A 14,198-nucleotide genomic window follows, 5' to 3' on the forward strand; every position below is an offset into this window, starting at 1 on the left:
GCTGGTTGCAAATGCTGACGTCGTTTCTGAAATACGCATCCATTGGCGTGCTGAACACGGCCATTCACTGGACCGCGTTCTTTATCTTGCATGCAGGCGTTGGGATGCCGCAGAGCTGGTCGAATGTCTCGGCGTTCGCCATCGCAGTCACCTTCAGCTTCTTCGCGAATGCCCGGTGGACGTTCCATGCTGAATCTTCGCCCGCAAAGTTTGTTTTGTACTTCGGCTCTCTCGGTCTGATTGCCTATTCGGTCGGTAGCCTTGCCGACTATCTGGCGTTGCCGGCTGTTGTAGCCCTCGTGATGTTTTCCGCAATAAGCCTGATCACAGGTTATGCCTGTTCTCGTTTTCTCGTGTTTAGATGAGGTGGCGCGTGTCTATTTCTCTGATTGTGCCGATCTACAATGAAGAGGCGACGATCCCGATCTTCTACGCGGCTGTACGGTCGCAAGACGCGTTGAAGAACGAGTCGATCGAGATCGTTTTCGTCAATGACGGCAGTTGGGATCATTCTGCGGAAATCGTCCAGCAGATCATGAGCACCGACCCGCTGGTCCAACTCGTCGACTTCACGCGCAATTTTGGAAAGGAGCCGGCGCTCTTTGCGGGCCTGGCCTACGCAAAAGGCGATGCGGTCATCCCTATCGATGTGGATCTGCAGGATCCGATCGAGCTCATCCCGAAAATGCTGGAAAAGTGGAGACACGGTGCGGAAGTCGTGCTTGCCAAGCGTCAGGACAGGTCCAGCGACAATTTTATAAAACGAAGAACGGCGCAGGCGTTCTACGCTATTCACAACCTTATCAGCGACACCAGGATCGAAGAGAATGTCGGTGACTTCCGGCTGATATCCCGCCCGATCGTCGATGAAATCTTGCTCCTGCCGGAGCGAAACCTCTTCATGAAAGGCCTCCTCTCTTGGGTCGGCGGGCGTACCGAAGTCGTTGAATACAGACGAGCCCGGCGTGTCGCCGGCACGACGAAGTTCAACGGCTGGAAGTTGTGGAACCTGGCGCTCGAAGGCATCACAAGTTTTTCGACCATGCCCTTGAGAATATGGACCTATATCGGCCTGTTCATCTCAACGCTGGCCTTCATCTACGGCACATGGATCGTTCTGGACAAGCTCCTCTTCGGCAATAGCGTGCCGGGCTATCCCTCGATTTTTGCCGCGATCATGTTTTTCGGCGGCGTCCAGATCCTCGGCATCGGCATTATCGGCGAGTATATCGGCAGAATATACCGGGAGACGAAAATGCGACCCCGATACATCGTGCGGAAGTCGGCCACAAACCAAAGCGGACCCGTTTTCCCGGGAGGATTTCGTCAAAAAGTCTGACCGGTGGGCCGGTTGCGGCAAGGGGCGTAAAATGCGTGATTTTTCAACGAAGAAAACGGATTTTTTTTACCTGTTCTCGTTGGTGGCCATCGTCGGTTCCTGCATTCTGGTGATGATACTTTCGCTCACCTATACTTTTCTGGCGGAGGCCGCCGCGGACGACTATTGCAGCGCGGGTTTGCCGCAGACGGCAGGATTCTGGTATTCCTATGCAACGCTGCAATATTCCCAATGGACGGGCCGTTGGCTCGCAATGTCGATCTACCCTTATGTATTTCCACGCCTCGGGATCGATACGATAAATTACAGCGTATTTTTGCTACTCGCGCCTCTGATGTCGGTTGTCTCATTTTACATCATGGCGCGCGTTATCCTGTCACCGCTTATCAACAGAACCACGTCGGTTTTCATCTCGCTCGCGATCACGGCGATATTCTGGGCCTATATGCCGTCCATCGGAGAGCTATGGTATTGGGCGACGGGTATCGTCGAATACCAGCTCCCGTTTTTTCTCCTGGTCATAGCGTCGGCATCGCTTCTCGCGGTGACGAGAGGTCTTTATTCGAAAAACATGGACCCGCTTCTAATCGGCGTGGCGATGGTGAGCGCGGTCGCCTTGAGTGGCTTGAACGAGCTTCTTGGGCTTTATTTCGTTGCCTTCTGCGCGTTGCAACTGATCCTGGCGATCCTCCGGAGCGACAGGCGTACCACGGTTCTATTCGCTATCGTGTTTTTAGCGGCAGTCGTCGCCTGGTATATTTCCGTGTCCGCGCCGGGAAACGCCGTGCGTTCGGCGGGCGAGTTTCCAAATTCTATGCGTCTCGTGCCGGCAATTCTGGCGTTTCTTTACGATCCGGAACACTCGTTCATCGCCTGGATCATAAATCCGGCGCTGATTTTCCTGACGATCGCACTGCTGGCGCATATGGGGAGAGAAGGCAGTCAGGTAAGCTCGGCGCCGGAAGGGGCAAACCCGCAACACAGGATACTGCATCTTCCCGTTTTTCTTTGTATTGCGTTGCTAGCGTGGTTCTGCGGGAGGTTTGTCGTTTCCTTCGCACAAGGCACGATCTTGCCCGGCCGCGTGTCCAACGTGCTCTTTGCCGTGTTCATCGCATCTGTCTTGCTTCTGCTCCCCTCCGCGCTCAGATGGCTGAGCGGGAGATCGGCAGGCCCCGCCAACTGGCCCAGGCAGACGTCCGCAATCGCGTTGCTCCTGTTGTCGATGAGCCTGATTGCGGCACCGAATACATCGGCCGCGATCAACGATCTCCGGTTCAATTTTGCCGAATACCGCCCGGTCATCGAGGCGCGCAAAGTGGAGGTGAGAAATGCGCCGGATGACGCGGATCTCACCTTCAAGAGGCTGTCCCGTCCTCCGCGCCTGTTCTTCAAGCCTGAGCTTACCGGCGACCCGGACTATTGGGAAAACAAGTGCTACGCAAAATACTATGGGGTTAAGTCGGTCAAGGTCGTGGGCGAGTAGCCTGATGACGCGCTACCCTACCACAAGGTAATCCCCCCGTTTTGTTGACGGGGGGATTGTCCGATCAGGTTGTCATGCCGCCATCCACCGTGAGGATCGTCCCGGTGATGTGGCGGGCGGCGGGGCTTGCAAGGAAGGCCACGGCGGCGGCCACGTCTTCCGGCGCGCCATACCGGCCAAGCGGGATCAGGGCGCGTTGAAAGTCGGCAAATTCGCCGTTGGAGGGGTTCATATCCGTGTTCGTCGAGCCCGGCTGCACCAGGTTGACGGTGATATCCCGCGGGCCGAGTTCGCGTGCAAGGCCCCGGTTGAACGAATGGAGCGCGGATTTCGTCATGAAATACACGGTCCCGGTATCGCCGACGATGCGTTCAGCGCCGGCCGAGCCGATCGTGACGATACGGCCGCCCGCCTGAAGATAGGGAATGGCGGCCTGCGAGGCGAGAATGGGCGAACGCACATTGACGCCCAGCAGCGCATCGATTTGCTCAGCGCTGATATTGGCGATCGTATCGTAGAGCGCGATGGCGGCATTGTTGACAAGGATGTCGAGACCACCCAACGCTTCGGCCGCTTCCCGTACGGACCGCTTTACCGCGACGGGATCGGCGCTGTCTGCCTGTATGGCCAGCCCTTTGCGGCCCTTTTCTTCAATCTCGCGCACGACCTCCGCGGCGCGATCGGCGGCGCGCTCATAGGTGATCGCTACATCCGCCCCTTTTTCAGCCAGCGCCAATGCGATCGCGGCACCGATGCCACGCGACCCGCCCGTAACGAGCGCGCGCTTTCCAGACAATTCACTCATAGATCAAACCTTTCTGTAGTGATCGACATAGAATTAGCTAGGGATGCGGGTGCAGCGCGTCAAGGTATTTATGTATCGATCGGCACAATAAATGCGGAGAGTTGTCGAAATGGCTGGGGAGGTTTATATAATGATCGATGCAGAAATCGGACCAAGCCCCTGAAGTCGTTGAATCCTCGCCATCCCGCGGGCGGGGGCGCCCGCGCGCCTTCGATCGAAAGGCCGCGTTGGCGCAGGCGACCCGGCTCTTCTGGCTCAAGGGCTTCGAGGCCACGTCGATGACGGACCTGACCGAGGCAATGGGGATCGGCTCACCCAGCCTCTATGCGGCCTTCGGTTCAAAGGAAGCGCTCTATGTAGAAGCGGTGGGGTTTTATCGTGAGAGTTACGAGGCTTACGTCTGGGGTAAATTCCAGCGCGCGGAAACGGCGCGCGAAGCGATTTCGGCGTTCCTGCTGGATTCGGCCGCGGTCCTGACCGGCTGTGTCGAAGACATTCCCACCGGCTGCATGGTGGCCCTGTCGTCTGTCGGCAGCCAGGGCCATCTGGAGTTGGGTGAACTGGTCCGCGCCGCCCGTGCCGTCACGTTCGAGCGTATCGAGGCGCGGCTGGAACAGGCCGTGGCGGATGGCGAAGTACCCCTCGCCGCCGACGTTCCGGCACTGGCGCGTTTCATCCAGACCGTCCAGTTCGGCATGTCCATTCTGGCGCGCGACGGGGCCGGGCGCGCGGAGCTGGAGGCGGTTGCGCATGTGGCAATAACGGGTTTTGACGCCAGGGTGGCGGCCGCCTCTTTCTAGTCGAAGACGATGCGTGGGAAATAGAAGCTCACCACCCAGTTGGGCAGGTCGACGATCTCGCTGATCCTGAGATCGGCGCAGACCGAGCACAGCATATAGGCGTCGTTCGGATCGAGGCCGTGTTCGGCGGCCAGCAGATCGACCATGCGCATGACGGCCTCGCGCGCGGCGGTCATCAGGTCGGGGCCGATGCCGGTGGTCACCTCGTAGCCGGCGCCGTCGAGATGGCGGGTGACCGGTCCGGGCGTGGTGAAGCGTGGCGCGGGCAGGCGGGCATCTTTCATGAGTTCGACCGTCGCCTCGACATCCATGCGGCTCTCGATCGCCGTGCCGCAGACCTCGCCGTCGCCCTGCGCGGCATGTGTGTCGCCGATGGAAAGCAGCGCGCCCTCCACCTCGATCGGCAGATAGAGCGTCACGCCGGTGGAGAGATCGCGAATATCCAGGTTGCCGCCCACCCGGCGCGGCGGCACCACGGAATGCAGGCCCGGTTCGGCAAGGGCGACGCCGATGGTGCCGGCGAAAGGTTTTAGCGGCACGCGCCCCTTCGACCCGAAGGCGGCAGGCGCCATTGTGCCGGAATCATAGGACCAGACATGCAGCGCGGGGTCCTTGAACTGGTCGGCGAGCAGACCGAAACCGGGGATGATGGCAGTCCAGCCCGCGCCGGAGGGATGGAAGGCGCGAAGCGTGATCTTTAGGGCATCCCCCGGCTCGGCGCCTTCCACGTAGACCGGGCCGGTGACCGGGTTGATGCGGGCGAAATCGAGCGCCGTCAAGGTTTCGAGCGTTGCATCGCGCCCGATCTGGCCACCGGAGGAATCAAGGCATTCGAACAGGATCGTTTCGCCGGATTTGGCAACGATTGCCGGTTCAAAGTCCCGGTTCCAGCCGAAATGATGCCGGGCGCGGTGGATGGTGTGGGTGCAGGTGATGCACATCGGATATCCTTTCTGGCTTTCCTGGTGCCCGAAGGTCAGTCCAGCGGAAAATGGCAGGCGACCTTGCGGCCCGTCTCAATGGCGGCGAGTTCCGGCCGCTGCTCGCGGCAGATGTCCTTGGCATAGGGACAGCGGGTGGAGAACTTGCAGCCGGGCGGTGGCGACAGCGGGCTTGGAATTTCGCCCGACAGCAGGATGCGCTCACGCTTGCCCCGGTTGTGGGGCTGAGGAATGGCCGAAAGCAGGGCGCGTGTATAGGGGTGGTGCGGCCGTGCATAGAGCGCGTCCGTGTCGCCGGTTTCGGCAATCGAGCCGAGATACATCACCGCCACCCGCGTCGAGACATGGCGCACCACGGCAAGGTCGTGCGCGATGAAGACATAGGTGAGGTTCAGCCGCTCGCGCAGCTCGTCGAAGAGGTTCACCACCTGCGCCTGCACCGAGACGTCGAGCGCCGAGACCGGCTCGTCGGCGACGATCAGCTTCGGCTCCACGGCAAGCGCGCGGGCAATGCCGATGCGCTGGCGCTGGCCGCCGGAGAATTCGTGCGGATAGCGGTCGAGATATTCCCGGCGCAGGCCGACGAGTTCCATCAGTTCCTGCAACCGCTCCTCGACCGCAGCTCCTTCGCGGATGCGATGGACGTGCAGCACTTCGGACAGCATGTCGCGGATGCGCCGGCGCGGATTGAGCGAGGCCGACGGATCCTGGAAGATCATCTGCATTTTGCGCCGCACCGGCTTCAGGGCGGCCGCGTCTGCCTTGGCGATGTCCTGTCCGTCGAAGGTGAGGTCGCCGGCCGTGATGTCGTAGAGCCGGGTGAGGCAGCGGCCGAGGGTGGACTTTCCGCTGCCGGACTCACCGACAAGGCCGAGCGTTTCGGTGGGATAGACGTCGAGATCGATGGCATCGACCGCATGCAGCACGCGGCCCGAGCCGGGACGGATGGTCTTGCCGACGACGAAATTCTTGGTGAGCTTGCGCGCCGTGAGCAGCGGCTTTGGGACCAGCATTTCGGCGTTCATGCGAGTTCCTCCTGCGGAAGGGCGGCGCGTCGGAGCGCCGGCCGTTCGACGTCGTCGATGACGCAGAGCGCTGCCTGTCCGCCCACCTTTTGCAAGGGCGGCCGCTCGGCGCAGATGGGCCGGGCGAAGGCGCAGCGCGGTGCAAAACCGCAGCCGTCCGGAACCGTCTCGGGCGTCGGCGGCATGCCGGGGATCGAGCGCAGCTTGGTGAGCCGTGGCCCGGTGAGCGGGGGAATGGAGGCCATGAGGCCCCAGGTATAGGGGTGGAGTGGCGCCGAGAAGATTTCTTCGGTGCGCCCGCGCTCGACGATGCGCCCGGCATACATCACCGCCACCTGTTCGGCGACTTCGGCCACGACGCCCATGTCGTGGGTAATCAGGATGATGGCGGATCCGAAATCCTTGCGCAGGCGCAGAAGCAGGTCGATCACCTGGGCCTGCACAGTCACGTCGAGCGCCGTGGTCGGCTCGTCGGCGACGAGGAGGACGGGATTGCAGGAAAGCGCCATGGCGATGACGGCACGCTGGCGCATGCCGCCGGACAATTGGTGCGGATAGCGGTCGACCGCTTCGCCGGGATTGGACAGGCCGACCTCGCCGAGCAGTTCGATGGCGCGGCGGCGGGCGGCACGGGCGGATATGTTTTCGTGCGCGCGGATCTGTTCGGCGATCTGCCAGCCGATCGTGTAGACCGGCGTCAGCGCCGTCATGGGGTCCTGCGAGATCAGGCCGATCTCCTTGCCACGGATCGCCCGCATCCGGCTCGCCGGCAGGTCGAGGATCGGCTTGCCGCGGAAGGAGACGGAGCCTTCCACGCGCGTGGCCTTCCGGTCGTGCAGGCCGAGCAGGGAGAGCAGCGTCACCGATTTGCCCGAGCCCGATTCACCGACGATGGAGAGGATTTCGCCCTCGTGGACACGGAAAGACACATCACGCACGGCCTGCACCAGGCCGCGGTCGCTGGCGAAGGAGACCGATAGTCCGTTGACGTCGAGGAGGATTGGTTTGTCCTGCTGCACCATGCGTCAGTTTCCCCTGACCCGTGGGTCGATCAGCACATAGACCACGTCGACCAGCGCATTGGCGACGACGACGAAGAAGGAGGCGTACATCACGGTGCCGAGGATCATCGGCAGGTCGAGATTGAGCAGCGCCTGGTAGGTGAGACGGCCGACGCCGTTGAGGCCGAAGACGACCTCCGTCAGCAAGGCCGCACCGCCGACCAAAACGCCGAAATCGAGCCCGAACATGGTGACGAACGGAATGAGCGACGTGCGTAGCGCGTGGCGCACCATGACGCGTGCCGGGGACAAGCCCTTGGCGCGGGCGGTTCGGATGAAGTCTTCCTGATAGGCCTCGACGAGGTTGGCGCGCAGCACGCGGCCGTAGATGCCGATATAGAGGGCCGCCAGCGTGAACCATGGAATGACCAGCGTCTTGAACCAGCCGATGGGGTCCTCCATCAGCGGCTTGTAGCCCAGCGCCGGCACCCAGGAGAACATCCAGGTGTCGTGGAAACGGCTCTGGCTGATCAGGTTCATCACCTCGCCCAGCCAGTAGACCGGCATGGACACCCCGATCAGCGCGAGTGCCATCAGGCCGCGATCAATCAATGTGTCGCGCGTCAGCGCCGCGATCACGCCGACGAAGATGCCGCCAACGATCCAGAGTATCGCAGCACCCGCAACCAGCGAGATCGTGACGGGTGCGGCTGCGACCACCGCCGGCACGATGCGATAGCCGCGGTTGACGAAGGAGGTGAGGTCCTGCGTCACGAAAAGCCGCTTCATCATGACGACGTACTGCACGGGCAGCGGCCGGTCGAAGCCGAATTCCTTGCGGATGGCCTCGACGGTCTCCTGCGAGGCGTTGCGGCCGGCAAGGCGGGCGGCGGGGTCGGAGCCGGGGGTGGCGAAGAAGATGAGGAAGACGAGCGCGGAGATGCCGAACATCACGAAGAGCATCTGGCCGAGGCGCTGCAGGATGGCGAAAAACATGGGAAGCCTCCTCAGACCAGTTTCGTGCGCGGATCGAGCGCGTCACGCAGGCTGTCGCCCAAGACGTTGAGGGAAAGCACCGTCAGCACGATGGCGATGCCGGGCGCCAGCGCCACGACAGGTCGCGTGTAGAGGAGGGTCTGGCCGTCCTGGATGATCGTGCCCCAGCTCGCATCCGGCGCCTGCACGCCGATCGAAAGGAAGGAGAGCGAGGATTCCGTGATGATGTTGAGCCCCATCATCAGCGGCACGAAGACGATGAGCATGGTCGAGACATTGGGCAGGATGTCGTGCAGCAGGATGCGCCAGGCCGGAATGCCGAGCCCGCGCGCCGCCAGCACGAATTCGCTCTGCTTCAAGGACAGTACGCGACCGCGTAAGGGGCGCGCGACATAGGGCACATAGATGATGCCGATGATGAAGATCGGCAGAAGCAAGCTATCCGAGCCGATCTCTATCGGCCCGATGACGATGCCCTGCGAGATCAGCACGATGGAGAGCGAGATCGCCAGCAGATAGACGGGAAATGCCCATAGGATATCGAGGATGCGTGAGAGGATCTTGTCCACCCAGCCGCCGAAGAAGCCGGCGGAAATGCCGACGATGGCGGCAAGACAGAGACAGATGACGGTGGCGGAGGCGGCGATCAGCAGCGAGTTGCGCCCGCCATAGAGCAGGCGGGCGGCGACGTCGCGGCCCTGCGTATCGGCGCCGAGCAGATATTGCGGCCCCCAAGTCGGCCCGATCGGCGTGACGCCGAGGCCAAGCCCCTCGGTCGAGGCCTGCATCACCTTCACGCGCTTGCCGTCGACCATGATGCGCGCGCTGAGATTGGAGCGGAACGGATCGGTGCCGGAGACGTAGCGTGCGTAGAGCGGTGCCGCCAGCGTCGACAGGATGATCAGCACGAAGACCGCGGCTGCAAGCAGCGTCGCGCGGTCGCGCTTAAGGATATGCCAGGCGCGTCGCCACGGACCCGAGGAGGGGCGGGAGGAGACGGCTGGCGCATCGACGCGTATGGCCTCGGTAATATCGGTCATCTGTTTCCTGATCGGCTTAATGCGGCGTGCGGGCGGCAAAAGGTCTTGCCGCCCGCGGGGCCTGTTTCAGGCGGGTCTTACTTCACCCAGGCCTCACTTCACCCAGGACTGGGAGGTGATCCAGCGGTTCTGCTTGTTGAACAGATAGTTGCCGAGCCGTGCCGAGGTGAAGTTCACGCTTTTCGGCGTGAAGAGCGGTGCGATCGGCGACTGTTCCATGAAGCCCTTGTCGACTTCCGCCCATTTGGCATTCGCCGCGTCGGCATCCGTCAGCGCGAGGGTCATCGCTTCCTTCATCTTGGCGTCGAGATCCTTGTTGCAGTAGCCAGAAATGTTGATCGAGGCGTCGCTGCCCGGCGTGAAGGATGCGCAGGAGAGTAGCACGTTGAGGAAGTTCGATGCTGCCGGATAGTCCATGTACCATTGCGAGATGCTAATCTGGACGTTGTTGCTGGTGTTCTGGATGTAGGTGAACTGGATGTTCGGCGAGACGGCCTTCATCGAGGCATCGTAGCCGAGTTCCGACAGCACGCTCTGGATATAGGTGCCGACGCCGCGCGAGGTGGCGTTGTCCTCGGCGATCACCGTGACCTTCTGGCCCTTCGTGCCGGATTCCTCGACGAGCTGCTTGGCCTTCTCCATGTCGGCGCCCATCCATTCCGGGCTCGCCTCCGTGGTGTAGAGGCAATCGTCGACATGGCCGGGAAAGTCCGGCGGCAGGATCTGGCAGGTCGGTTGCGCAAGGACTTCGCCGCCGAACAGGCCGACGAGCGCGTCGCGGTCGAGCGCGTAGTTAACGGCCTGGCGCACCTTGATGTTGTCGAAGGGCGCGAGGTTGGTGTTCATCGGCGCGTACCAGAAGGCGGCAAGCGGGTCGATATGGATCTGGCTTGCATATTTCGCGCCGATTTCCGGCAGGCGGTCGGAGGGCGGCGTGTCGTACATCCAGTCGATCTGGCCGTTGATGATCGCGTTGATCATCGCCTCTTCGGTCAGGCCGAACTTGTAGATGATCTCGTCGGCATAGCCGTCCGGCTGGGCATCCGCGCTCCATTCCTTGAAGTGCGGATTGCGCTTCATGACGAGCTGTTCGGTGGGATTGTAGCTCTCGAAATAATAGGCGCCCGTGCCGGCAATCGGCGTGGTTCCGGCGTCGGCCAGCGGCGCATCGGCCGGCAGAATGGAGGCGTGCGGAACGGCAAGCTTGGAGAAGATTTCCGAATCCGGCGCCGTGAGGTTGATCGTCACCGTGCCGGCCGCATCGTCGCCCACGACCCCGCCGTCGAGCGTGCAGGTCGCGGCATCCGCAATGCATTTGTTGGAGCCGACGATGCCGTTGTAGAAGCTGCCGGTGGTCGGGCCCTTGACCTTGAAGATGCGCTGGAACGAGGCGACCACGTCCGACGGCGTCACGTCCTTGCCGTTCGAGAACTTGATGCCCTTGCGGATCTTGAAGACATAGGTCTTGCCGTCGTTCGTCGGCTGGGGAATCTCCTCGGCGATCGCGGGCACGATCTCGAAGCCATCGGTGCCGCCGGCCTGCTTGAACTTGACGAGGCCGTCATAGGTCATCTGGTAGATCTGCCAGAACTGGGCGGTGTAATTGATCATCGGATCGATCGTGCCGGCGGCCGAAACGGCCGCAAGCGTCATCGTGCCGCCGCGGTGCTTGGCCATGAGGTCGGCGCGCTCGTCGGCAAGTGCGGTGCTGCAGAGCGCGGTCTGTGCAAGCAGAATGCCGGCGGCGAGAAGACCGGCGCGGCGCATGGAAGGTTTCAGATATATCGTCATGATACGGTTTCCCTCTGGTTTTCTGGTGGTCGTTGATCGTGCCCTTGGGGCGCGCGGTTTCTTCTTCTGGAATTGTCAGGGTGCCTTTTCGTCGAGGAAGCCCGCGACTTCGGCCATGCAGGCCTCGCGCTCCTCGACATGCGGCATGTGGCTCGACTGTTCGAAGATGCGCCAGCGCACGTCCGGGATCTCGTCGGCATAGGGCTGCACGCAGGCTTTCGTCGCCTCGTCGAAATGGCCGGAGATCAGTAGAGTCGGGGCTTCGATGGTCGAAAGCCGGCCGACGATCGACCAGTCCTTCATCGTGCCGATGACGTGGAACTCGTTCGGGCCGTTCATGGTGTGGTAGACGGTCGGGTCGTCGGCAATGGCATCGAAGGTGCGCTTGACCTCCGGCGGCATCGGTACGACGCGGCAGACATGGCGCTGGTTGAAGACCTCCGTCGCTTCCATATATTCCGCGCTGTCGGTGGTTTCGGCCTGTTCATGGCGCAGCAGCGTCGCCTGCACTTCCGGCGGCAGGGCCTCGCGCAGGCGGTTGGCTTCCGATACCCAGGTCGTCATGGCGGCCGGCGAATTGGCGATGACGAGTGCCTTCAGGCCTGCAGGTTTCTCCTGGGCGAACTCCGCGCCCAGCATACCGCCCCAGGATTGGCCGAGCAGGCAATAGGCATCGCGGATGCCGAGATGGTCGATCAGGTTGTGCAGCTCCGTGCGGAAGAAATCGACCGTCCAGAAATCCCCGCCCTTTTCCGGCAGGTGGGTCGATTTGCCGTTGCCCACCTGGTCGTAGTGGATGACGGCGCGGCCGGTCGCGGCTATGTCCTTGAAGCTGTCGACATAGTCATGCGTGCAGCCCGGTCCGCCATGGGCGACGATGAGCGGCGGCTTGCCGGAGGCGAGATCCCCCGTGATGCGGTACCAGGTCTTGTAGTCCCCGTAGGGGGCGTAGCCTTCAGTGATCGACACGCGTCATGCTCCTTCTCCATTGTCCTTCAGGCGCCGCTTTTCGTGCGCCGGTCGTCGCGGCAGATGGCGTCTGCCGTCTCCTCGATGGTCATGCCCCAGTCCATGGCGATCTTGCGCAGGCGCTTCCACGCGCCGGCCTCGTCGAGCCGCTCCTGCTGAATGAGCCGCAGGATCGCCCGCACGACGATGGGTCGCTGGCGCAGCCTGTCTTCGAGCGCACGGATATCCTCCGCCTGGCTGCGCGCCACCTGATAGGCATGTGTGGCGATCAGCAGCGCGCTGTAGGCGCCAGTGGAGCCGATCGGCTTGAGGAGATGGGCGTTGGAACCCTGCGCCAGCGCCCATTCGATGCGGCCGGGCGCCTCGGAGCCGATGAGCGCGATCATCGGCATGGGCGCAAAGCCGGGCGGCCAGGGGAACTGGCCGTCATGGCCCATATCCGCATCGAAGAAGACGATATCGCTTGCCACATCGGCCTCGTCGATCTGCGGCCAGACGACGGTGACGCGGATATGCAGCATTTCGAGCTGCCGCTTCAGGGCATCCACGGAAGGATGCTCCCGGTGCAGGATGACGGCGCGCCACGTCGCCAGGGAAGGGCGGTCGGCGCGGCTCATTTGATCACCTTAAGCATGGTGTCGGTGGCGGCTTCGCTGGCGGCAAGCGGTTGGCTGAGTGAATGCACCAGATAGGGATCGGCCTCGACCGGGCTTGCAGCGCTGTGGAAGATCTCGAATTCGCCATCTGCATTCGAGATCGCCAGGTGCGGGCGCAGCGCCGCATGGTGGGTGCGCGGGTTGATGGCGATGGGGCCGAGCGGCGTATCGAAGAGCCGGGAGGTGACGACGCGGCGGATCGCGTCCGGCGCATCGGTTGCCGCATCCTGCATGGCCTGTGCGAGGATCGACACGCTCATATAGGCGGCCACGAAAGGCGTCGTCAGCCGGTGGTCGCTGCCGTGGCGAAGCGCCATGCGCGCCTTGAAATCGCGGTTTTCGGCGGTGTCCAGCCGGTTGAAATAGGGCGATGCCGAAATGTGCCCGGCAGAGGCGGAAGGAGTGAGGCCGCCAAGCTCGATCTCACAAAGGTTGCAGGCGACGACCGGCGGGGCGGACGGATCTCCGCCGCGCAGCACGTCATAGGCAGCCAGGAAGGCCGTGGCCGATTCCCCGACGAGGTTGCTCAGGATGAAGTCGGGCTTCTTCTGCGCGATTTCCGCAATCAGGTGGTCGACCTCGACGGAACCGAGCGGGACGAAGCGCTCGGACACCACCTGCCCACCGACCGCCTCCGTCATCTCGCGCGCAATGCGGCTGATTTCCCAGCCCCAGATGTAGTTCGAGCCGACAATGAAAGGGCGGCGTCCATAGCGCGGCAGCACATGGTCGAACAGCGGCAGCAGGTGCTGGTTGGGACAGGCGCCGAGATAGATGGCGCTGTCGCTCGCCTCGTAGCCCTCATAGGGAAAAGCGTACCAGAGCAGCGCGCCATGGCGCTCGATCGCCGGCAGCACGTCCTTGCGGCTCCACGAGGTGATCGTGCCAATGACATGGCGACAGCCATGCTGGCGGATCGCCGCTTCGGACAGGAGCGCGTAGCGTTCCGCCCGTCCGGCAGGGTCATCGATCTTCGGCTCGATGCGGAAGGAAAAGCCGGCATCCGCATTGATCTCGGATATCGCCGCAAAGGCGCCGGCGACGGCTTGCCGGCCGACATCCGCATAGGCCCCGGTCGTCGAATAGAGGATGGAAACCGGCACCGTCTCGCGCTTCATCGCGACTGCCCCCGCGGCACTGGCTGCCCGCGCCGTTTCGCGTTCATCGGCATTTCCCATGGCTGCATCGCCCGGTTCCCGTCCACGCTTCAACCTCGATTCATGAGGTCGGCCGAGTGCCCGAAACAAAAAAACCCCGCACCGCAGGTCATGCGGTATCGGGGCTCATTTGCCGTGGCAGCGTCTGCCGTTTTCGAAGAAAAAGCTAGAATACGGCCGCTTTGTAGTCAA

14 protein-coding genes are annotated in these 14,198 nt (G+C 62.4%); 4 read left to right on the plus strand and 10 right to left on the minus strand.

Annotation, left to right across the window (positions count from 1 at the left end; genetic code table 11):
• Positions 1–11: 11 nt before the first annotated feature.
• Genes J2Y63_RS01205 through J2Y63_RS01215 form a run of 3 tightly spaced genes read left to right on the plus strand, consistent with a single transcriptional unit; the run spans position 12 to position 2,825 of the window.
• A complete protein-coding gene (locus J2Y63_RS01205) occupies positions 12–365 on the plus strand; it encodes a GtrA family protein (protein ID WP_435264555.1) in 354 nt (117 codons plus the stop codon).
• An 8-nt stretch (positions 366–373) separates the two neighbouring features.
• Entirely contained in the window at positions 374–1,339 is a 966-nt protein-coding gene (locus J2Y63_RS01210) for a glycosyltransferase family 2 protein (protein WP_435264556.1), read from the plus strand.
• A gap of 31 nt (positions 1,340–1,370) precedes the next feature.
• A complete protein-coding gene (locus J2Y63_RS01215) occupies positions 1,371–2,825 on the plus strand; it encodes a DUF6056 family protein (RefSeq protein WP_435264557.1) in 1,455 nt (484 codons plus the stop codon).
• A gap of 64 nt (positions 2,826–2,889) precedes the next feature.
• Here J2Y63_RS01215 and J2Y63_RS01220 read toward each other — a convergent pair whose 3' ends face one another.
• Positions 2,890–3,630 carry an SDR family NAD(P)-dependent oxidoreductase gene (locus J2Y63_RS01220; RefSeq protein ID WP_435264558.1) on the minus strand — a complete coding sequence of 247 codons (741 nt, stop codon included), beginning with the start codon at positions 3,628–3,630 and terminating at the stop codon, positions 2,890–2,892.
• A 137-nt stretch (positions 3,631–3,767) separates the two neighbouring features.
• Here J2Y63_RS01220 and J2Y63_RS01225 point away from each other — a divergent pair, with 137 nt between their 5' ends.
• The gene (locus tag J2Y63_RS01225; RefSeq protein ID WP_435264559.1) at positions 3,768–4,430 is read left to right on the plus strand and encodes a TetR/AcrR family transcriptional regulator; all 663 of its coding nucleotides are present in this window, start codon (positions 3,768–3,770) and stop codon (positions 4,428–4,430) included.
• On the opposite strand, the gene J2Y63_RS01230 is transcribed toward J2Y63_RS01225, so the two are convergent.
• The 9 genes from J2Y63_RS01230 to J2Y63_RS01270 all read right to left on the minus strand — a co-directional run bounded on the left by J2Y63_RS01230 (position 4,427) and on the right by J2Y63_RS01270 (position 14,027).
• The gene (locus J2Y63_RS01230; RefSeq protein ID WP_435264560.1) at positions 4,427–5,371 is read right to left on the minus strand and encodes an acetamidase/formamidase family protein; all 945 of its coding nucleotides are present in this window, start codon (positions 5,369–5,371) and stop codon (positions 4,427–4,429) included. The two genes, J2Y63_RS01225 and J2Y63_RS01230, sit on opposite strands and share 4 nt — an antisense overlap.
• 35 nt (positions 5,372–5,406) lie before the next feature.
• Positions 5,407–6,396 (minus strand): ABC transporter ATP-binding protein, encoded by a 990-nt coding sequence (locus tag J2Y63_RS01235; protein ID WP_435264561.1) that lies wholly within the window; start codon positions 6,394–6,396, stop codon positions 5,407–5,409.
• Positions 6,393–7,418: an ABC transporter ATP-binding protein gene (locus J2Y63_RS01240; protein ID WP_435264562.1), complete on the minus strand. Its 1,026-nt coding sequence runs from the start codon at positions 7,416–7,418 to the stop codon at positions 6,393–6,395. The genes J2Y63_RS01235 and J2Y63_RS01240 overlap by 4 nt, the downstream gene beginning before the upstream one ends.
• A gap of 3 nt (positions 7,419–7,421) precedes the next feature.
• Positions 7,422–8,393 carry an ABC transporter permease gene (locus tag J2Y63_RS01245; RefSeq protein WP_435264563.1) on the minus strand — a complete coding sequence of 324 codons (972 nt, stop codon included), beginning with the start codon at positions 8,391–8,393 and terminating at the stop codon, positions 7,422–7,424.
• Positions 8,394–8,404: 11 nt separating this feature from the next.
• Positions 8,405–9,433 carry an ABC transporter permease gene (locus J2Y63_RS01250; protein WP_435264564.1) on the minus strand — a complete coding sequence of 343 codons (1,029 nt, stop codon included), beginning with the start codon at positions 9,431–9,433 and terminating at the stop codon, positions 8,405–8,407.
• Between the two features lie 93 nt (positions 9,434–9,526).
• Positions 9,527–11,224, minus strand: a complete 1,698-nt coding sequence (locus tag J2Y63_RS01255) for an ABC transporter substrate-binding protein (RefSeq protein ID WP_435264565.1) — start codon at positions 11,222–11,224, stop codon at positions 9,527–9,529.
• 75 nt (positions 11,225–11,299) lie between these two features.
• Positions 11,300–12,193: a proline iminopeptidase-family hydrolase gene (locus tag J2Y63_RS01260; protein ID WP_435264566.1), complete on the minus strand. Its 894-nt coding sequence runs from the start codon at positions 12,191–12,193 to the stop codon at positions 11,300–11,302.
• 26 nt (positions 12,194–12,219) lie between these two features.
• Positions 12,220–12,810, minus strand: coding sequence for an ANTAR domain-containing response regulator (locus tag J2Y63_RS01265; protein WP_256115017.1), 591 nt, complete (start codon positions 12,808–12,810; stop codon positions 12,220–12,222).
• Entirely contained in the window at positions 12,807–14,027 is a 1,221-nt protein-coding gene (locus J2Y63_RS01270) for a transporter substrate-binding domain-containing protein (protein ID WP_435264567.1), read from the minus strand. Before J2Y63_RS01270 ends, J2Y63_RS01265 begins: the two co-directional genes overlap by 4 nt.
• Positions 14,028–14,198 lie beyond the last annotated feature (171 nt).

Source organism: Shinella sp. BE166 (genome assembly GCF_051201095.1).
Classification (GTDB): domain Bacteria; phylum Pseudomonadota; class Alphaproteobacteria; order Rhizobiales; family Rhizobiaceae; genus Shinella; species Shinella lacus.